The organism is Gemella morbillorum, assembly GCF_900476045.1.
Lineage (GTDB): Bacteria > Bacillota > Bacilli > Staphylococcales > Gemellaceae > Gemella > Gemella morbillorum.
The window spans coordinates 771,692-793,438 of sequence record NZ_LS483440.1; the positions used below are offsets into that span (position 1 = coordinate 771,692).

The 21,747-nt window shown below is 31.4% G+C and carries 16 protein-coding genes; 15 read left to right on the forward strand and 1 reads right to left on the reverse strand.

What is annotated here, in order from left to right; genetic code table 11:
- The first annotated feature begins 70 nt into the window (after positions 1 to 70).
- From DQN46_RS08915 to DQN46_RS03880, 14 genes are all read left to right on the forward strand, one after another.
- Positions 71 to 571 carry a hypothetical protein gene (locus DQN46_RS08915; protein ID WP_455331807.1) on the forward strand — a complete coding sequence of 167 codons (501 nt, stop codon included), beginning with the start codon at positions 71 to 73 and terminating at the stop codon, positions 569 to 571.
- 111 nt (positions 572 to 682) lie between these two features.
- Positions 683 to 1,441, forward strand: coding sequence for a nitroreductase family protein (locus tag DQN46_RS03820; protein WP_111743071.1), 759 nt, complete (start codon positions 683 to 685; stop codon positions 1,439 to 1,441).
- Between the two features lie 178 nt (positions 1,442 to 1,619).
- Positions 1,620 to 2,165, forward strand: a complete 546-nt coding sequence (locus tag DQN46_RS03825) for a hypothetical protein (RefSeq protein WP_111743072.1) — start codon at positions 1,620 to 1,622, stop codon at positions 2,163 to 2,165.
- 201 nt (positions 2,166 to 2,366) lie between these two features.
- A complete protein-coding gene (clpB, locus tag DQN46_RS03830) occupies positions 2,367 to 4,949 on the forward strand; it encodes an ATP-dependent chaperone ClpB (RefSeq protein ID WP_111743073.1) in 2,583 nt (860 codons plus the stop codon).
- A 168-nt stretch (positions 4,950 to 5,117) separates the two neighbouring features.
- Positions 5,118 to 5,765, forward strand: coding sequence for an aspartate/glutamate racemase family protein (locus DQN46_RS03835; RefSeq protein ID WP_111743074.1), 648 nt, complete (start codon positions 5,118 to 5,120; stop codon positions 5,763 to 5,765).
- A 242-nt stretch (positions 5,766 to 6,007) separates the two neighbouring features.
- Positions 6,008 to 6,724 (forward strand): DUF554 domain-containing protein, encoded by a 717-nt coding sequence (locus DQN46_RS03840; protein ID WP_111743075.1) that lies wholly within the window; start codon positions 6,008 to 6,010, stop codon positions 6,722 to 6,724.
- Positions 6,725 to 6,877: 153 nt separating this feature from the next.
- On the forward strand, positions 6,878 to 7,492 hold the full coding sequence (locus tag DQN46_RS03845) for a hypothetical protein (RefSeq protein WP_111743076.1): 615 nt from the start codon (positions 6,878 to 6,880) through the stop codon (positions 7,490 to 7,492).
- Positions 7,493 to 7,846: 354 nt separating this feature from the next.
- Complete coding sequence (gene ileS, locus DQN46_RS03850; protein WP_111743077.1) at positions 7,847 to 10,579, forward strand: isoleucine--tRNA ligase; 2,733 nt, start codon at positions 7,847 to 7,849, stop codon at positions 10,577 to 10,579.
- Between the two features lie 127 nt (positions 10,580 to 10,706).
- Positions 10,707 to 11,042 carry an HIRAN domain-containing protein gene (locus DQN46_RS03855; protein ID WP_004632166.1) on the forward strand — a complete coding sequence of 112 codons (336 nt, stop codon included), beginning with the start codon at positions 10,707 to 10,709 and terminating at the stop codon, positions 11,040 to 11,042.
- Positions 11,043 to 11,082: 40 nt separating this feature from the next.
- Positions 11,083 to 12,069, forward strand: coding sequence for a helix-turn-helix transcriptional regulator (locus DQN46_RS03860; RefSeq protein ID WP_111743078.1), 987 nt, complete (start codon positions 11,083 to 11,085; stop codon positions 12,067 to 12,069).
- A 355-nt stretch (positions 12,070 to 12,424) separates the two neighbouring features.
- Complete coding sequence (gene secA, locus DQN46_RS03865) at positions 12,425 to 14,989, forward strand: preprotein translocase subunit SecA (RefSeq protein WP_111743079.1); 2,565 nt, start codon at positions 12,425 to 12,427, stop codon at positions 14,987 to 14,989.
- A gap of 74 nt (positions 14,990 to 15,063) precedes the next feature.
- Positions 15,064 to 15,798, forward strand: coding sequence for an NAD-dependent protein deacylase (locus DQN46_RS03870; protein WP_111743080.1), 735 nt, complete (start codon positions 15,064 to 15,066; stop codon positions 15,796 to 15,798).
- Between the two features lie 35 nt (positions 15,799 to 15,833).
- The gene (locus DQN46_RS03875; RefSeq protein ID WP_111743081.1) at positions 15,834 to 17,576 is read left to right on the forward strand and encodes an ABC transporter ATP-binding protein; all 1,743 of its coding nucleotides are present in this window, start codon (positions 15,834 to 15,836) and stop codon (positions 17,574 to 17,576) included.
- A gap of 1 nt (position 17,577) precedes the next feature.
- A complete protein-coding gene (locus DQN46_RS03880) occupies positions 17,578 to 19,332 on the forward strand; it encodes an ABC transporter ATP-binding protein (protein WP_111743082.1) in 1,755 nt (584 codons plus the stop codon).
- 29 nt (positions 19,333 to 19,361) lie between these two features.
- On the opposite strand, the gene DQN46_RS03885 is transcribed toward DQN46_RS03880, so the two are convergent.
- A complete protein-coding gene (locus tag DQN46_RS03885; protein WP_111743083.1) occupies positions 19,362 to 20,735 on the reverse strand; it encodes a glycine--tRNA ligase in 1,374 nt (457 codons plus the stop codon).
- 316 nt (positions 20,736 to 21,051) lie between these two features.
- On the opposite strand from DQN46_RS03885, the gene DQN46_RS03890 reads away from it, so the two are divergent.
- A complete protein-coding gene (locus DQN46_RS03890; protein WP_111743084.1) occupies positions 21,052 to 21,744 on the forward strand; it encodes a CPBP family intramembrane glutamic endopeptidase in 693 nt (230 codons plus the stop codon).
- Positions 21,745 to 21,747: the final 3 nt, after the last annotated feature.

Here is a 21,747-nt window from a genome sequence, read left to right on the forward strand (position 1 = left end):
CTTTTTTATATTTTCAATTTAGTAAATCATAAGGATTACCATGTAAATAATTTAATATTTTTCATCCATTATGGAGGATTCGGTATGCATAAATGCCGAAGTCCTCCTTTTTTGTTTTAAACAAGAAACAAAGAAATGGAGGAAAATAAAAATACAAAAAAATTATTTCTTGTTTGTAGATGGAAAAAAAGTGGAGGTTAGTGAAGAGATTTATAAAGTCTACTGGCAAGAAAAAAATCATGAAAAATATTTGAAGCAGGTGGATAGAAAAAATCACCTGCTTTTTTTCTCGTCTTTTGATCATGATGGACATTTTGAGGATAGTATAGTTGATGAGGGATTTGATGTAGTTGGATATTATGTGGGAGATAAAAGAGTACTTGAAAAATACCCTGAAGCAACAATTGTAAATCTTGGTTGTGGCTTAGATGAGACAGGAAAAGCTTGTGATAATGGGATTTGCCATATTGTAAATATAGATTTTTCTGATATTCATTTTATTCATCGTCTACTAGCAAAGATATGTGATAATGTAATGAAGATGTCTATAAACAAAATGGATTTCGAATAATTCAAATGTAAGAGTCTAAAATATATTAATTATATATTTATTATCTTCTTTCTTTTATTTTGGCTTTTTTCGCGATATAATATAATTACTAATTAGATTCGGAGGTCAATTATGAATAAAGTAATAGAAACAATGATGGAACACCGTACAAGAAGAAGTTTTGTAAAGGGTAAAGAACTTCCAAAAGAACATCTTGAGCAAATTATCGCATGTTCTAAGCAAGGATCAAGCTGGATGAATGGACAACACTACAGCATTATAGTAGCAACAGGGGACACAAAACAAAAGATCGCTGATTTAATTAAAGATAAGGCACCAGGTAATGCAGCTCACATTGAAAGTTCTGCAGCATTTTTGGTATATTGTATTGACTTTAGCAATATTAAGTTGTCATTTGATATTGAAGGTGGAGATTTTGATATTTCTAATCAATACGAACCATTATTAATAGGTTCTATGGATGTTGGTATTGCGATGCAAAATGCTGCTTTGGCTGCTGAGTCTTTAGGATATGGCATAGTTTACTGTGGTGGAGTGCGAGGTTTTGCTAAGGGTATTTCTGAACTTCTAAACATTCCAGAAAATGCATTATTCTTATGTGGACTAAGTATTGGTGTAATAGATGAAGAAAAGTCTACAGAAAAAGTTAAACCAAGATTACCGCATGAAGCTAATGTTGGGTATAATGAGTTTCCAAAATCAAATGAAGAGGTATTAAAACAATATCGTCAAACTATGATTGACTTTGCAGAAGCTCGCGAAACTAAAACATGGACTAAGAAATTCGCAGACTTCTATGCACAACCTTCAGGAATAGAAGCTGTAACAAGAAAACTATTAGAGAAAAATGGATTTGTGAGCAAGAAATAGCAATAAGTATCAGTAAAGAGATATTTGACATAAATTATTTTTTTCTATATAATAATAGTAGAGGAAGTCGGAGAGTAATACCGACTCTAAAAAGAAAATACTCTAAAGTTGATGTAGTCGTAGGAGTCGCGACTCTAAAAATAAAGACTCTTTTTTCATATAATAATGGGGATATATTATGGCAAATATAAATAAAAACAGCTTATATTTTCATCTGTTAACGGAGGATTATTTTAATACATATAAAAATTTAGATGAATTTCAAGAAGATGTAGCGAGAGATTATGGAGTTATGATTTTAGATATCAAGAATTTATTGATTGCTATACCACTACGATCGAGAATTTCTGCAAATTTAAGAAATGCTAGGCATATATTTCCTTATGTTACGTATGAAAGGAATGATGGTAGACAGTGTTTAAAAGCATTAGACTTTAGTAAGCTAACTATCATAGAAAAAAAACATATAGATTATTTAAGAATTTATCACTTTAGTGATATAGAGGAGAAGAAATTTTATTTAAAAAATTCAAATCGTATTTTCACAAGGGTAAAAAATTATGTTCAAACATATATAAACATTTGTTCTAAGATTGAATTGGAGAAACCAATAACGAAACGAACTTTGCAGCCATATCAATATAGTACGCTTAGAAATTTCCATTCTGAATTGGGTATTTCAATTTCAAAAGAAAAATTTATTAGTCAATTAAGAAAATCATAGTATTAAGTATCTAATTCTAGATGCTTTTTCTTTTATTTTTAAAAGATAAATTATATTCTAAAATTTTTTTCAAAAAACTATTGTCAAAAAAGGTCAAACATGTTATAATTTATTCAAGGTCAAAAAAGGTCAAATGAAATTTGACATTAAAATACTAATTAGACGGGCATAGACCTACAAAAAAGACAAAGGAGATTTACAATGGATATTAATAGTTTTACAAATAGTGTGAAAGAAATCTTAGCGAAATCTTCCGAATTTGCAACTGAGAAAAAAAGTCAAAATATTACTAGTGAGATGTTTATAAAAGCGGCGCTTACTGGTAGTAATTTATATAGTGATATATTGGGAAGAATAAATGTTGATAAAGCTGCATTGCTAGCTGAGTTAGACAATGAAATCAACAAAGTAAGTGGAGTAGAAGGAGATAATATCAATTATGCCAGTTACTTGAGTAACGATTTAAATGCTTTATTAATAGAAGCTAATAAGTATAAAGATAAATATGAAGATAAATTTATTTCTTGCGAGCATATTGTTCTTGCAAGTTATGTAAAAAATAGTATAGTGAAAAAATATGTCGATAAAGTTACTACACTTAAACACGTAACTGAAGTTATCGATGGTATAAGAGGAGGTAAGAAAGTTATGAATGAAAATCCAGAAAACAACTACGAAGTATTAGAAAAATACGGACGTGACTTAGTAGAAGCTGCACGTAGTGGTAAAATCGATCCAGTAATTGGTCGTGATGAAGAAATAAGAAATGTAATTAGAATATTATCTAGAAAAACAAAAAATAATCCGGTATTAATCGGGGAACCTGGTGTAGGTAAAACTGCTATTGTTGAAGCATTAGCTCAACGTATAGTTCGTGGTGACGTACCAGAAAGCTTAAAAGACAAAACAGTATTCGAACTTGATCTTACTAGTTTAGTAGCGGGTGCGAAATACCGTGGTGAGTTTGAGGAAAGGTTAAAAGCTGTTCTAAAAGAGGTAAAAGAAAAAGAAGGAAAAATAATTCTATTTATCGATGAAATTCATATGCTTGTTGGTGCAGGTAAAACTGATGGAGCAATGGATGCTGGTAATATCTTAAAACCAATGCTTGCTCGTGGTGAGCTTCACTGTATCGGCGCAACTACACTTAATGAATATCGTCAATATATCGAAAAAGACTCTGCGTTAGAACGTCGTTTCCAAAAAGTTCTAGTTAAAGAACCAACTGTGGAAGATACAATATCTATCCTGCGTGGTCTTAAAGAAAGATTCGAAGTTTATCACGGTGTTAAAATTTCTGACCGTGCTATCGTAGAAGCTGCAGAATTATCTAACAGATATATCACTGACAGATTCTTACCAGATAAAGCTATAGACTTAATCGACCAAGCTTGTGCTACTATTAAAACTGAAAACTCATCTAACCCCGCAGAGTTAGATACAATCAATCGTAAAGTAATGCAACTTGAAATCGAAGAAAAAGCTTTAAGTAGCGAAGATGACGAAGTATCACAACGTCGTTTAGAAAACTTAAAAGAAGAGCTTGCAAACTTAAAAGAAGAACAAAATAAACTTCAATTGCAAGTAGATAGTGAAAAAGAAAAATTATCTGCGGTAAAAGATCTTCGCGAAAAAATCGATAGAGTTAAATTAGAATTAGAACAAGCTCAAAATAACTATAACTTAGAAAAAGCTTCAGAATTACAATACTCAACTTTACCAAAATTAAAACGTGAGTTAGAAGAACTAGAAGAAAAATCTAAACATGAAGATTATAAATTACTAAAACAAGAAGTAACTGAAGATGAAATTGGCTTTATCGTAAGTCAAATGACAGGTATCCCAGTTACTAGATTAGTAGAAACAGAAAAAGAAAAACTTCTTAACTTAGCGGATACTATTCATGAAAAAGTGATAGGTCAAGATGAAGCTGTTGAGAGTGTAACTAATGCAATATTACGTTCTCGTGCTGGTATTGCCGATCCAAATAGACCAATCGGTAGCTTCCTATTCTTAGGACCTACTGGTGTAGGTAAAACTGAGCTTGCTAAAGCTTTAGCACTTAACTTATTTGATGATGAACGCAATATCGTTAGAATAGATATGAGTGAATATATGGAAAAACACTCAGTCAGCCGTTTAATCGGTGCCCCTCCAGGATACATCGGTTATGAAGAAGGTGGACAACTTACTGAAAGTGTAAGACGTAATCCATATAGTATTATCTTAATGGACGAAATAGAAAAAGCTCATCCAGATGTATTTAACATCTTATTACAACTATTAGATGAAGGTACTTTAACTGATTCTAAAGGTGTAGTAGTAGACTTCAAAAATACAATTATCATTATGACTTCTAACATTGGTTCATTAGAACTATTAGAAGAAGTAAAAGACGGTGTTATTTCTGAAGAAACTCGTAAAAATGTTACTAACCAACTTTACGGTTACTTCAAACCAGAAATACTTAACCGTATGGATGATATAATTATCTTTAAACCATTAACAGAAGATAATATTAAAGGAATTGCTAATAAACTTCTTGATGAATTAGTAAGACGTGTTGCAAGTAGAAATATTGAATTAACATATGATGAAAAAGTTTCTACTTGGGTGGCAACTGCAGGATTCGATATGAAATTTGGTGCTCGTCCACTTAAACGATTTATCCAAAGTCAAATCGAAAATAAACTATCAGTTGAATTAATACGTCACGGTATAGAAGACGGAATGAAAATACATCTTGATTACGTAGATGACCAATTAAAAATTGATATAAAATAGTTTTAAGATAAACCTCGAATTCTTTGGTATATAGTATGAGTAAATCAAAGTGTTCGAGGTTTACTTTTTATGGGTTTATAATAATGTTGTATAGAATTCTCTTTTTTATTAGATTTGTTTATAGTATAATTAAATGTAATTGAATTTTGGTTATGAGGAGGAAGGTTGATGAAAATAGCGGTTATGGCTGGAACGCCAATTGATTCGCAACTTGGTGAAGATTTGCTAAAAAAATATGGTTATAAAGATATAGTAAAAATACCTATTTCGAAAAATCCTGTAGAACAAACTACGTTTCAAGCCTTAGATGACAGTGAGCGAGAAGATATAATAGTAGAAATTATAAATAAAATAAAAGAGCAGCAATGTAGTGCAATTTTTGTTTATTGTAATTCTTTGAGTTCTGTTGTTGATTTTGACAGATTAGCTCTTGAAAGCAAAATAAATATTATTACACCGATGCAGATGTATAGAAATTTGGGATTAGAGTATAAATATTTGGCTGTTATGGCTGCGAATTCTCATGGTCTGACTGGTGTAGAAAATAATTTATATTTATCTAATCCAGAGTTAAAAGTTTTTGGCCTGTCGATGTTAGACTTGGTAAAAGCTATTGAGGATAAAAATAGTCCAGATAAAATAGTTGCTGATTTTGATTTTAAAAATCTATTTAATTATTTTGAACAAACAAAAGTAGAAGCTGTAGTTTTAGGTTGCACACATTTCCCATATATAAAAGAAGAACTGGAAAAAATTACAAAATTATCAATAATTGATGTTGGTATTTTTATGATAGAAAGCTTAAAAAGTAAATAGCTAAAAAACTAACTAGAAGTACATTTTTAGTTAGTTTTTTTAGCAGTAACTTATATAAAAAGTTTTTTCAATTTTCAAAATATATTGCGAGAAAATGCCAAGCATGATAAAATTATAGTGTATAGAAAATAAGGGATGTCTTGTATAACAAATAAAACATTAGTTGTCAAAGCAAGATATAGTTAGTTTTAGGGAAGTATGATTTTATATTTATTATAAAACTAAGAAAAGAGGATAATTTAATGGGATTAGGGACTCTAATTAACGCATTAGGTGTGCTAGCAGGTGGTTTCGTCGGTATGCTTATAGGGCATAGAATATCAAAAAACATGCAAGAAGCTATTATGAAAGCTGCGGCTATTTCGGTTATATTTTTAGGAATAATTGGTGCGTGTGAACATGCTCTTAGAATTAGTGAAAATAAGGTTGTTTCTCAAGGGGCGATGATGTTAGTTGTAAGTTTAACATTAGGTACTTTGATAGGCGAGCTGCTAAACATTGAGCACCTTTTTGAAAAGTTAGGAATTTATTTAAAAAAAATTACGAAGAGTGGTAAAGATAATAGATTTGTGGATTCATTTATTATGGCGTCATTAACTATTTGTATTGGTGCGATGTCAATATTGGGAGCTATTCAAGATGCGCTATTTCATGATTATTCCGTTCTTATGGCAAAAACGGTTTTAGATGGGATAACAATCTTAATATTCACCGCTGCAAATGGTCGTGGAAGTATTTTCTCTGTAGTTCCGTTAGTTATATTCCAAGGAGGAATAACTGTTCTTGCGAAGTTTATAGAGCCTATTATGACACCAGCAGCATTAACTAATTTGTCATTAGTTGGTTCAGTTTTAATATTTTGTGTAGGTGCTAATATTATTTGGAAATTAAAAATAAGAATAGCTAATATGCTACCAGCAATAATAATAGCGGTAATATTTGCCTTTCTACCATTTTAAATAATGACTTTAAGATTAAAATATTAATAGCGAAAAATACCTAGAGTGTTAGTTTTTATCTAATACTTTAGGTTTATTTTTTGTATTTATTAACCATGTTTTAACTTGTTTTAGTATAGTGTAGAGTGTAATGGAAATAAGGAGATACTAAAAATGAAAGTACTAAGAAAATTGCTATCTCTGGTGATAGTATTAGCACTTATAGGTGGAGGGGTAACATATGCTTTAACGCCAAGTGAAGATATAAAAAAACCAGAAAAACTAGAAAATATAAAATCAACAAAAACTATAAATGATTTGAATAGTGAGTTCGCGAGAAATGTTAGTTACAAAAATTCAAAGGCATTAGCGACTGCCAAAATTGATGATGATTTATTGGCATCAATTCTTCAAAACTCTGTTGGGAAAGATTCCCAATTACTAGAAGGAAGTTATAAGTTGGTAGGAAATGCAATAGAAGCTAAATTGCCAGTCAAGTTAGGTCTGTGGAATACTCAAATATCTACTAAAATAAGAGTGCTAGGAGCTAATAATAAGGTAGAACTAATTTTAGAAGATGCGAAAATTGGTAAGGTTCCGATACCTGATTTTGCTTTAGAAAAATATTTAAAAGAAGTATTAACAGGAACAGGGGTAAGTATAAACGGAAATACAATTACTATAAAATCACCGGGACTACCTTTAAAAGTTGAAGGAATAGAAACAGTCGGCGGAAAGATAACTGTCACAGCTTCGCTTAATAATGCTCAGTTGCTAGCTTATAGGTAATAAAATAAAAGACGTTTTGGAAGATGAAAAATTTAGTTAGCGTAATATTATTTATAGTTATATAAATTATTTTCTGATAATTTGCTATAAAATTCACATAAAACACTTGAAAGTTTATTACTAATGTAATATAATAAGTCTATCGTGAGTAAAGACAAGGCTAATATGTGGATTATTTAGAGAGAAGCTGGTAGGTGAAAAGCTTCATAAAAGCATAGATAGTTATCACTTTATTTAAAAATAAAATATGACTTAACGAGTGCTCTTAGTAAGAGTTAACAGAGGTGGTACCGTGGACATCGTTCGCCCTCTATAACTTTTACTAGGAGCTTTTTTATATTGAAAGGAGAAACAATGGTAGAATTAAAAGATACATTATTAATGCCAAAAACTGATTTTCCAATGCGTGGAAATCTTCCAAATAAAGAACCTAACTTTTTAAAACGTTGGGAAGAGATGGATTTATACAGAAAAGTATTAGAAAAAAATGCGGGTAAACCTACATATGTTCTTCATGATGGACCTCCATATGCAAATGGGAATATCCACATTGGGCATGCATTAAATAAAATTTTAAAAGACTTTATCGTTAAATATAAAAATATGAATGGTTTTGTTTCTAATTATGTTCCAGGTTGGGATACACACGGTCTTCCAATCGAGCAGGTATTAGTAAACAATGGAGTAGATAGAAAATCTATGCCAGCAACTAAGTTTAGAAATAAATGTAAAGACTACGCTCTTAAACAAGTTGATAAACAACGTGAAGACTTCAAAAAACTTGGAGTTATTGGTGATTGGGATAACCCATATTTAACACTTGACCCGAAATTTGAGGCAGAACAAATCCGTGTATTTGGAAAAATGGTAGACAAAGGATATATCTACAAAGGATTAAAACCAATTTATTGGTCACCATCTTCTGAATCAGCTCTTGCAGAAGCAGAAATTGAATACCGCGATCATACTTCGCCATCTATTTATGTTGCATTTGATTTAGTAAGTGAAGATGGAGTCGTAGAAAAAGGAACTAAGTTTGTTATTTGGACAACTACTCCTTGGACATTACCAGCTAACTTAGGTATTGCTGTTCATCCTGATTTTGAATATCAAGTAGTTAAATATAACGGAGAAAGCTATTTATTAGCAAAAGAAAGAGTAAACTTCTTAGCTGAACAATTTGGTTGGGAAAATTATGAAGAAGGTAAAGTAATTTTTGGTAAAGAACTTGAATATCTTTTATGTCAACACCCATTCTTAGATAGAACATCTACATTAATCTTAGCTGATTATGTAACACTTGACTCGGGGACTGGATTAGTTCATACAGCACCTGGACACGGGGTTGATGACTATCTTGTTGGTCAAGGGAAATACAAACTTGGTGTATTATCACCAGTTGATAACCAAGGTGTACTTACAGAAGAAGCTGGACAATTTGCTGGTAAATTCGTATTTGATGCAAACAAAGATATTATTGCTTACTTAGCTGAAACAGGAGCATTATTAAAACAAGAAAATATTACACATTCATACCCACATGACTGGCGTAGTAAAAAGCCAATTATCTTCAGATCGACACCACAATGGTTCTGTTCTGTAGATGCATTCCGCTCTGAATTGTTAGAAGCTGTAGATAACACTAAATTCTACAGTGAATGGGGTAAACCGAGATTATATAACATGATTCGTGACCGTGGTGACTGGGTAATCAGTCGTCAACGTGTTTGGGGTGTACCAATTCCAGTATTCTATGCTGAAAATGGTGAAGCTATCCTTGATAACGAATTAATCGAACATGTAGCGAAAATCTTCGAAGTAGAAGGTTCAAATGTTTGGTTCTACAAAGAAGCTAAAGAATTATTACCTGAAGGATATACTCATCCAGGAAGTCCAAATGGTGAATTCACTAAAGAAATGGATATCATGGACGTGTGGTTTGACTCTGGAACATCTCACCAAGGATGTTGTGCAGTTCGTGATGATCTAACTTACCCAGCTGACCTTTACTTAGAAGGAAGTGACCAATATCGTGGTTGGTTTAACTCTTCGTTAATTACATCAGTAGCGGTCTCTGGTGCTGCTCCTTATAAAGAGTTAGTATCTGCAGGATTTGTTATGGACGGTAATGGTAACAAGATGAGTAAATCACTAGGTAATGTTATTTCACCTAATGATGTTGGTAAACAATTAGGAGCAGAGATTATCCGTCTATGGTCTGCAAGTGTTGATTATACACAAGACGTTCGTATTTCTAATGATATCTTGAAACAAGTATCAGAAACTTATAGAAAAATCAGAAATACTTATCGTTTCTTATTAGGAAACTTATTCAACGGAAGTTTTGATAACAGAAAAGACTTGGTAGAATATGCTGATTTAGAAGAATTAGATAAGTACATGATGATTAAGTTTGAAAAAGTTGTAGCAAATGTTCTTGATTACTATGAAAACTACCAATTCAATAGTATTACTAGTGAGCTTACTAACTTCTTCAACGTTGAATTATCTTCATTCTACTTAGACTACGGTAAAGATATTCTTTATATCGAAGGTGAAGATTCACCTAAACGTCGTAGTATGCTGACAGTTCTTTATGCTATCTTAAGCAAGTCTGTTAGATTATTCGCACCAATCTTGTCATTTACTGCAGAAGAAATTTATGACAATATGCCATACGAAGATGCTGAGTCTGTACATTTATTAGACTTCCCTGAGAAAAATGTAATTGAAGATGCTGTATTAGAAGCAAAATGGGACAAACTTTTAGAAGTACGTGATGATGTTAACAAAGCGTTAGAAGAAAGTCGTAATGAAAAAGTTATCGGTAAATCATTAGAAGCTGCTGTGGAAATTTACAGTAACGATAGTGAAGTAGTGGAACTATTGAACTCTGTTGATAACTTACATCAATTATTTATCGTAAGTAGTGTAGAGGTAAAAGAAAATGACGGAGCAACTTATGATTTAGCTACTGTAAAAGTAACAAAAGCCCAAGGACACCGTTGTGAACGTTGTTGGAACATTGTGGAAGAAGTGACTGAAGAAAGTCTTTGCCACAGATGTCACGGTATTTTAAATAAATAATAGATTATATTTTAATGAACTTAGATTGAAATTTTGATCTAAGTTCTTTTTATATTTTTAAAAGAGTCCAAAAAAATGTACAGATAGTTTGTTATTATTAAATCACAAAACAAAGAGGTGATTTAAAATGGAAAAAGATTATATTACTATTACAGGGACGGAATACTACTTCGGAAATATAGTTTTTAAAGTAGGAGATGTTATTAGTTGTGAAAAAGAATTTGATAACGACTATGATGAAGAAGCGATAAAAGTTATGATAAAAACTTTTGGTAAAGTTGGATACGTAGCTAATTCAAGTCGTACAGTAGCTAAAGGTACGAAAAGTGCAGGAAGAATTTATGATAAAGTAGGAGATAAGTTCTATGCGAAAGTATGTTTTGTTACTGGTACTTCTGTAATAGTTGAAGTATTAAAAAGAGATGAAAATAATCACAAAAATAATAGAAAAATTCATAAATAATTGTTATTATATACATAAGTGTATATAAGGAGTAAATTTTATGGAAAAAGGAAGATATCAAAAATTAAAGTTATTATATTTATTAGAAATATTAAGAGATTATAGTGATGAAAATACTTATTTAAGTGTTAGGGAGTTAACGGATTTACTCTTAAAAAATGAAATAGTCGTAGAGAGGAAAACGTTATATAAAGATTTAGAATTATTACAAGACTATGGATTTAATATTGTAGTCGAAAAAAATGGTAGAGAGAATATTTACGCTCTAGTGGAGAGGGAGTTTGAACTTGTAGAGGTGAAGATGCTAATAGATGTTATTCAGGCTAGTAAGTTTTTAACTGCTAAAAAATCTCGTGATTTAATTATAAAACTTAAGAAATTAGCAAGTAAAAAGCAAGCACAAAAAATTCAAAGACAGGTATATTCGTTTGAAGAAAATAAATATATTAATGAAAATATTTATTATAATGTAGATGCAATTCATAATGCGATTGCAGAAAATAAGCAGATTAATTTTAATTATTGGCAATGGAATTATAAAAAAGAGATGATAGACAGGAAAAATGGTGAGGTTTATAATATTAGTCCATTTGCATTAGTGTGGAATGATGAAAATTATTATATGGTTGCTTATGATAATAAAAAAGATTTGATTAAGCATTATCGTGTTGACAAAATGCGTCATGTTGTTATTGATGAAAATGATAGAGTTGGTCATGAAAATTTTCTAAAAGAAGATATATCTAGTTATTCAAAGAAAATATTCGGTATGTACGGTGGAATTTTGGAAAAAGTAACTTTAGAGTTTAAAGAATCATTAATTGGGGTTGTTGTCGATAGATTTGGAAAAGATATTATTATTCATAGAAAAAATGATGTTTATCAAACTTCTGTTGAAGTGATGTGTAGTAGGCATTTTCTAGGATGGATTTTTTCTTTAGGTAGTGATATTGAAATAATTGCCCCTCAAAGCGTAAGGGATTTATATGTGAAAGAAATAGAAGGTTTACTAAAAAACTACAGATAGTACAATAGAGAATTTAACTAAAAGAACGGTTGTAAAAAAAATTTTAGTGTTAACAGCCTAAGAAGTATATATATTTTGTAATAATTTTTTAATGGAATTTAGATTATTAGGAGTGATTTTGAAAATTTGATTCTCATATGAATTAAATTTTTATAGTTACTCCTATTTTTTGATAATAAAATTGAAAATATATAAATTCATTTGGTATATTTTAAGGTATTGAAAGTGTACTTAATACCAACTTAAAATCGTTACTTTGTTGTTGCGTTACCATGAAATGAGTGTTATAATTAAATGATGAATAAAAATGATATAATATCATTTTCACAGAAAATATGTCGGAAGGAAAATTTTAATGGCTATTTTAGGAAAATTATTTGATGCTAATAAAAGAGAAGTAAAAAGTTTAGCAAAATTAGCTGATAAAGTATTAGCTAAAGAAGAAGAATATGCTAGTTTTAGTGATGAACAGTTGCAAAACAAGGCTGAAGAATTTAAAGAATATATTGAAGAAGAAAAAGAAAAAGGCAGAGCAGTTGCTGATATATTAGATGATATATTGGTAGATGCATTTGCAACTGCACGTGAAGGAGCTTTCCGTGCATTAGGTATGAAACCTTATAAAGTTCAAGTTATGGGTGGTATTGCATTACATCGTGGGGATATCGCAGAGATGAGAACAGGGGAAGGTAAAACTCTTACGGCTACAATGCCTGTATATTTAAATGCTTTATCTGGAGATGGTGTTCACGTAGTAACAGTCAATGAATACTTATCTAAACGTGACGCAGAAGAAATGGGAGTTTTATATAATTATCTAGGATTATCAGTAGGATTGAACCTAAACTCAATGAATTCTGAAGAAAAAAGAGCTGCGTATAATGCGGATATTACTTACTCAACAAATAATGAGTTAGGTTTTGACTATTTACGTGATAATATGGTGAAATCTGTAGAAGCTCGTGTGCAACGCCCACTGAATTATGCAATCATCGATGAGGTTGACTCTGTTTTGATTGACGAAGCCAGAACACCTCTTATTATTTCAGGAGAAGGACAAGAGTCTACATCATTATATCAAGTAGCTAATGCTTTTGTTAAGACATTGAAACGTGCCGAGGAAGAAGATGGTAGCGATGGAGATTATACTTTAGATGTAAAAACTAAAGCTATTCAACTTTCTGAAAAAGGTATAGATAAAGCAGAAAGTTACTTCGGACTAAAAAATCTTTATGATTTGAAAAATGTTGATTTAACACACCACATAAACCAAGCGTTAAAAGCGAACTATACTATGGCACTTGATGTAGATTATGTGGTTGCAGAAGATGGAGAAATTCTAATCGTTGACCAATTTACAGGGCGTACAATGCCAGGCCGTCGTTTTTCTGAAGGATTGCACCAAGCTATTGAGGCTAAAGAAGGTGTAGCTATCCAAAAAGAAAGTAAAACAATGGCGACTATTACATTCCAAAACTTCTTTAGAATGTATAAAAAACTTAGCGGTATGACGGGTACAGCTAAAACAGAAGAAGAAGAATTTAGAAATATTTATAATATGTATGTAACGACAATACCAACAAATAAACCTATTATTAGAATAGATGCTCCGGATTTTATTTACTCTACTATGGAAGCCAAATTTAATGCGGTTGCTCGTGAGGTTAAAGAATGTTACGATAGAGGACAACCGGTCCTTTTAGGTACAGTATCTATCGAAACCAGTGAATTGGTTTCTAGACTTCTGTATAAATATGGAGTTCCTCATAAAGTACTGAATGCTAAACAAAATGAAAGTGAAGCAGAAATTATCAAACAAGCAGGACAAAAAGGTTCTATTACGATTGCGACCAACATGGCTGGACGTGGTACGGATATTAAACTAGGTGAGGGAGTTCGTGAACTAGGTGGTTTAGCTGTAATTGGTACAGAACGTCATGAATCACGTCGTATTGATAACCAGTTACGTGGGCGTTCTGGACGTCAGGGTGACCCAGGATATAGTAGATTCTATCTATCATTAGAAGATGAACTTATGGTTCGTTTCGGTGCTGACAGATTACAAAGACTTATGGGTAAAACAGATGATACACCTCTTGAAAGTAAAATGGTCAGCCGCTCTGTAGAAAGTGCTCAAAAACGTGTAGAAGGTAACAACTACGATGCGCGTAAACAAGTTCTTCAGTATGATGATGTTTTACGTAAACAACGTGAAATTATGTATGCTGAAAGAAATGAAGTTTTAGAAAATGAAGTAGTTACTGATATTATTGATAGAATGACAGAAGAAGCAGTTGAGAAAACTATTGAATATGCAACTCAAACATTAGAAGCACATAGTGAAAAAGAAGAAACAGAAGAAATTGTAAAATCACTAAATGAAAAATTCTTAGGACAATGTCCTATAAAAGAAGATGAGTATAGTGAAGTTATGTCTGATGAAGAAATTAAACAACTTGCTCTTGAAAAAATTAATAATGAATATGAACAAAAACGCGAGCTTCTTGGTGATGAGACCATGAATTCATTTGAAAGATATATTCTTTTAAATGTAATAGATGATCGTTGGACAGACCATATCGACCAAATGGATCAACTGCGCAAAGGTATTTTCTTACGTTCATATGGTCAAATAGATCCGCTTCGTGAATATAAAAACGAAGGACATGAAATGTTTGAATATATGATAGACGAGATAGAATGCGAAGTAGTCGCTAACTTATTACGTATCAAGGTTGAACGTCATGAAGAAATAGAGCTTAAAGAAGAAAAAACAAATCTTGTTACTAATGACAGTAAAGAGCATATTTCTCGTGGTCCAGTAAGAAGTGCATCTCGCGAAGAGAAAAAAGCACGTATTGCTGAGAGAAAACAACGTATTAAAGAGTTAAAAGCTCAAAAGCAAAAAGAAGAGAAATAGTATTTTAACAGATAAGGAAACTTATAGTATAGGTTTCCTTATCTTAAATTATGCAATAGAAGTGGAGTGGTTTTATGAAAAAAATAGAGGAATTAAAAAAAATTATTCAAGAAAGTAATAATATAGTGTTCTTTGGTGGTGCTGGAGTTTCTACCGAGTCAAATATACCAGATTTTCGTAGTGCTAATGGTATATTTAGTGTAGAATTAGGACGACATTTTACTCCAGAACAACTGGTATCACGTACGATGTTCGAGAAGTACCCAGAAGATTTTTTTAAATTTTATAAAGAACATTTGATATATCCAGATGCTAAGCCTAATAAAGCACATTATTTTTTGGCAGAACTTGAGACTAAAGGAAAACTTCGTGCTGTTATTACTCAAAATATTGATACTTTGCATGAAATAGCAGGAAGCAAAAACATTTTAAAACTTCATGGTACGGTAGATAGTAACTACTGCCGTAAGTGTGGAAAGCATTATAACTTAGAGGAGTTTTTATCAAAAGAGAGTATTATTCCTCTATGTGAGTGTGGTGGTATTATAAAACCGTATGTTACATTATATGAAGAAGAATTGGATATGACGGTATTTAGTTCTGCGATTAAGTATATAGAGCAGGCAGAGGTGTTAATAATAGGAGGAACCTCACTTAGTGTATATCCAGCCGCAAATTTAATAAGACACTTTAGAGGAAAGCATTTAGTAGTTATAAACAAAACTTCAACTTCTCAAGACAGAATGGCAACATTGGTTATTAGTGGAAAAATAGGGGAAGTTTTCGAAAAGATAAATAATGTAAAGTAGTGAAATATAATTAACTAAACGAGAAAGGAGATTTTATGAATATTATCAGAAAAATTGGATGGTTTTTAAAACTCGAAAAGAAACGATATATAGTAGGAATACTTGCATTATCATTAGTAAGTGTTTTTAATTTAATACCATCAAGAGTGATAGGAAATGTTGTTGATAATATTGCGTCAGGAGAGTTAACAAATAAGTATTTATTTATAAATCTAGCTTACTTAGTATCAGCAGCTTTAATAATGTATGGTCTGAGATATGTTTGGCGTGTCTATATCTTTGGTGCAGCGTATAATCTTGGAAGATTATTGCGTTTTAGACTATTTCAACATTTTACAAAGATGTCTCCATCGTTTTATCAAAAATATCGTACAGGTGATTTGATGGCGCACGCTACAAATGATATTAACTCTGTTGTAATGGTTGCAGGTGCAGGAGTGATGTCGGCAGTCGATGCGTCTATTACAGCATTGGTAACTTTAGGAACAATGGTGTTATTAATAAGTCCAAAGTTAAGTTTTATAGCGATATTACCATTTCCGTTTATGGCATATGCAGTTAATAAATTAGGTGATAAAAACTATGAAAGTTTTAAAGAGGCACAGGAATCATTTTCAGATTTAAATAGTAAAGTTCAAGAAAATGCTTCGGGTGTTCGTGTTACTAAGTCATTTGGTTATGGTAATGATGAAATAGAAAGTTTTAAAGAAATTAATAAGAAAGTTTTTATTAAAAACATTATCGCTTCTAAATATAATGCGCTATTTAATCCTATGGTGCTTGTTTTTATTGGACTTTCGTATACTTTGACTTTAATTTTTGGAGGAATCTTTATTTCTAATGGAGAGATGACCGTTGGAGAATTAGTAACCTTTGTTACATACTTGGATATGTTAGTTTGGCCACTTCAAGCAATAGGGTGGTTGTATAATATAGGTCAACGTGGTGATGTTTCTTATGGACGTATTGAAAAATTACTAGCTGAAGAAAGTTCTGTAAAAGAAATGGCAAAAGAAGGATTAGTAGCAGTCAATGGCCGACTAGAATATAATATTTCTAATTTTGTATATTTAGATAAATCAGTATTGTCAGAAATTAAATTTTCAATAGAGCAGGGTCAGACATTAGGTATTGTTGGAGTTACAGGTTCTGGGAAAACAACATTGCTGAAGTTATTACTACGAGAATATGATGTAGTAGATGGAGAAATTCTTTTAAACGGTGAAAATATTAAAAACTATAAATTAAAAGATTTGCGTAGTTTAATAGGGTATGTTCCACAGGATCAAGTATTATTTGCGATGTCTATAAAAGAAAATATTCGCTTTGCTGATCCAGCATATTCGGATGAAAGAGTAGAAGAAGTTACAAAACTTTGTGGCTTATATAATGATATAAAAAGTATGCCAGATGGAATTGATACTATTATTGGTGAAAGAGGTGTTTCATTATCTGGAGGTCAAAAGCAACGTATAGCGATGAGCCGTGCATTAATTATGAACCCGGATATTTTAATACTTGATGATTCTCTATCAGCAGTTGATGCAAAAACGGAAAATATTATTTTAGAAAATCTAAAAGAAGAGAGAAAAGGGAAGACAACGATTATTACTGCCCATAGGTTATCAGCTATTGTTCATGCTGATTTAATTATCGTTATGGATAACGGAAAAATTATTGAACGTGGAACGCATGATGAGTTGTTAGCCCAAGATGGTTGGTATAAAGAAACATACAGTAACCAACAGTTAGAAGAAAAGTTAAAAGGAGGAGAATAAGTTGAAAAAAAATAATACTTTTTTAAGATTGCTTAATTATATGCTAAGATATAAAACTTTTACAGCAGTCGCATTAACATTTATCCTTTTAACAAGTATTGTAGCTACTGCAATTCCTCTTTTAGCTCAATATTATATTGATAACTATATAACAAAAGGTATTGCAAGTGCAGGGCTTGGTTTATTAATCATCTATTATGGGTTGTTTTTATTTAGAGTTATTTCTACCTTTATAGGTGAATATTACTTTTCAAAAGTTGCGTATAGTATAGTCAGCGATTTGCGTGAGGAGAGCTTTACAAATCTTCAAAAATTAAGAATGGCTTATTTTGATAGAACTCCTGTAGGTTCGATTGTTTCAAGATTAACAAATGATACACAAGCAGTTGCTGATATGTTTGGAACAATTTTTTCTAGTTTTCTTAACTCTATTTTGATGTTTGTTGTAACGATAGGAGCGATGATTTCTCTTAGCCCTGGATTAACAGTTTTAATGATATTGTTTCTTCCAATAATGATAGGCTCGGTTTATTTGTACCAAAGATTATCTAGTAAGCTAGTAAAAATTACTCGTGCTAAACTTAGTGATTTAAATACAAAATTATCGGAATCGATAGAAGGTATGCGAATTATTCAAGCTTTTAATCAAGAAGAACGCTTAATAAAAGGTTTTGAAGAAGTAAATAAAGAACATCTACATTACATGAGTCGTTCTTTATCGGTGGATAGTTTATTACTTCGCCCAGCCATGGCATTGTTAAAAATTTTGGCCTATGGAGTAATATTGACTTATTTTGGGCTTAGTTGGCAAACTGCAGGTTTTACAGCTGGGATAATTTACGCATTTATTCAATATACAAACCAGCTGTTCAATCCACTTATAGAGCTTATGCAAAATTTTTCTGTTTTACAGACATCTATGATAGCTGCAGGGCGTGTTTTTGAACTTATTGACAATAAGGAATATGAACCTGCTCAAAAGGATAGTAATTATAAAATTGAAGAAGGAAATATTGAATTTAAAAATGTGAGTTTTTCTTATGATGGGAAGAATGATGTTTTGAAAAATATTTCGTTTAAGGTAAATAAAGGAGAAACTATTGCATTTGTGGGATCAACTGGTTCTGGGAAATCATCAATAATAAATCTATTTTTAAGATTTTATGAATTTGACCGTGGGGAAATTCTGGTTGATAGACGGGATATAAAAGATTATTCAATGAAAGAATTACGAAATAAAATAGGTTTAGTACTACAAGATCCATTTTTATATCATGGCACTATTGAATCTAATATAAAAATGTATAATAAGTCTTTAACTGAAAGCGATATAAAAGTGGCGGCTGAATTTGTCGATGCTGATGAGTTTATTATGCAGCTACCTGAAAAATATAAAAGTCCAGTTACAGAACGTGGTTCAACTTTTTCAAGTGGACAACGTCAGCTACTTACTTTTGCAAGAACTATAGCAGCACAACCTAAGATTTTAATTTTGGATGAAGCTACAGCAAATATTGATTCTGAAACAGAAGAAATAATACAAAACTCATTAAAGAAAATGAGAAAGGGACGTACGACGATTGCAATTGCTCATAGGTTATCCACTATTCAAGATGCAAACTGTATTTATGTACTTGATAAAGGTGAGATAATTGAAAGTGGGACACACACTAAGTTATTACAACAAAAAGGAACATATTATAAAATGTACCAGCTTCAAGCAGGGATGTTAAATGTAGAAAAAACCTCTAACTAGTTTATTAGTTAGAGGTTTTAGTTTTAGTATTAGAATTTAACTCGTTCTTCGATATATTGTTTTAATTCTGAAATAGCGATACGAGTTTGTTCCATTGTGTCACGTTCACGGACAGTTACCATACCATCATTTTCAGATTCAAAGTCATAAGTGATACAGAATGGAGTACCAATTTCATCTTGGCGACGATAGCGTTTACCGATAGAACCAGTTTCATCAAAATCTACCATAAAATCAGCTGCAAGTTGTGAATAAACTTCACTAGCTTTGTCACTTAATTTTTTAGAAAGTGGTAGAATAGCTGCTTTATATGGTGCTAGTGCTGGATGGAATTTAAGAACTGTACGAGTATCGTTTTCTCCTACTTCTTCTTCATTGTATGCGTCACATAAGAATGCTAGTAGAACACGGTCAACACCAACAGACGGCTCTATACAATATGGAATATATTTTTCATTAGTAAGAAGATCTTGATAAGTCATATCTTGCCCTGAGTGCTCCATATGTTGTTTTAAATCGTAATCTGTTCTTGAAGCAACTCCCCAAAGTTCTCCCCATCCAAATGGGAATTTAAACTCGATATCAGTTGTTGCATTAGAGTAGTGAGAAAGCTCTTCTGGATCATGATCACGAAGACGAATATTTTCTTTTGTCATACCTAAATCTAATAGCCAGTTTTCACATGTATCTTTCCATGTTTTATGCCAGTCTAATTCAGTCCCTGGCACACAGAAGAATTCAAGTTCCATTTGTTCAAACTCACGAGTACGGAAAATAAAGTTACCAGGTGTAATTTCATTACGGAATGATTTACCAATTTGACCTATACCGAATGGTAGTTTTTTACGCATACTACGTTGAACATTTTTGAAGTTAACAAAAATACCTTGTGCAGTTTCTGGACGTAGATAAATTTGGCTTGTAGAATTTTCTACAACACCTTGATTTGTTTTGAACATAAGGTTAAATTGTCTAATATTAGTAAAATCATGTTTACCACATTCTGGACATTTAATATTTTCTCGTTCGATAATATTTTCTAATTCTTCAAATGGTAGTCCATCAACAACGACATCTTCATTTTTTTCTTTGAAGTAATATTCTTCAATAAGTTTGTCAGCGCGAAGACGTGATTTACATGATTTACAGTCCATCATTGGATCAGAAAAGTTTCCAACGTGCCCTGATGCTTCCCAAGTACGCGGATTCATAAAGATAGCAGCATCTAATCCAACGTTATATGGTGACTCTTGAATGAATTTTTTCCACCATGCTCTTTTTATATTATTTTTTAGTTCGATACCTAATGGACCGTAATCCCAAGTATTAGCTAATCCACCATAAATTTCAGATCCTTGAAATACAAATCCTCTGTTTTTTGCAAGAGATAAAATTTTCTCCATGATTAAATTCCTCCTTTAAAATAAAATATCCCTAGATATACTCTAAAGTATACCTAGGGACGAAATAAATTCCGCGGTTCCACCCTGATTAGTAAAAACTCATCTTTAATATTTATATGTAATATATATCATGCCAAATATTTTGCTGAACTTTCACCAACAACAGCTCGCTACTATGTTTATATATTTATTCTAACATCTTATTTAAAAACTTTCAAGGATAATACTAAAAAAATATTTTAATTGTTCGTGATTTATTGTAAGTATAAAGTATAAGTGTTATAATAAACTAATATTAAATTATTGAGGAGGTTATATGAGAATTTCATTTCAAAGAGGCGATATAAAAAACCTTATAACAACTGGTGTTATCTATTTTGCAGCAGTATTTTTTCTACCAACACTATTACCACAAACATTAAGTGTGCATTTGCGATTAAATATTGCTTTAGGATTATCAACATTAGCAACTGTCATTATGTTTTTCATAGCATCTAAATCACATAATGATATTGATCGAGGAAAAAGAGAATCAAATATTTTAATAATCATAGCAATAGGATTAGCAGGGTTTGTAGCGATGATGCTAGTGCAAGGTATTATAAATGGATTATTACAATACTTAGCTAAAATTTTTGAGTTTCAAGCAAGTAGTAAAAATACAAGTAATGTTGTTCAAATAATAAAATTAAATCCGTTATTTATAGGATATGTTGTTTTTTTAGGACCGATAATGGAAGAATTATTCTTTAGAAAAGCAGTTTTTGGATATTTTTATGATGTTATGTTAGGTAGTAAGCAATGGATTAGATTTACTATTCCTGCCCTAATAACGGGGATATTATTTGCTATTCCACATGATGGATTTTCTCCAATCATGGTATTATATATAATGATGTCGTTTGTTTTTAGCTTTTTATATTTAAAAACTAAAAGTATCATTACGCCGATGATAGCGCATATTGCTATGAATATGATGGTAGTAATAGTTCAACTCGCAATACAGTAGAGG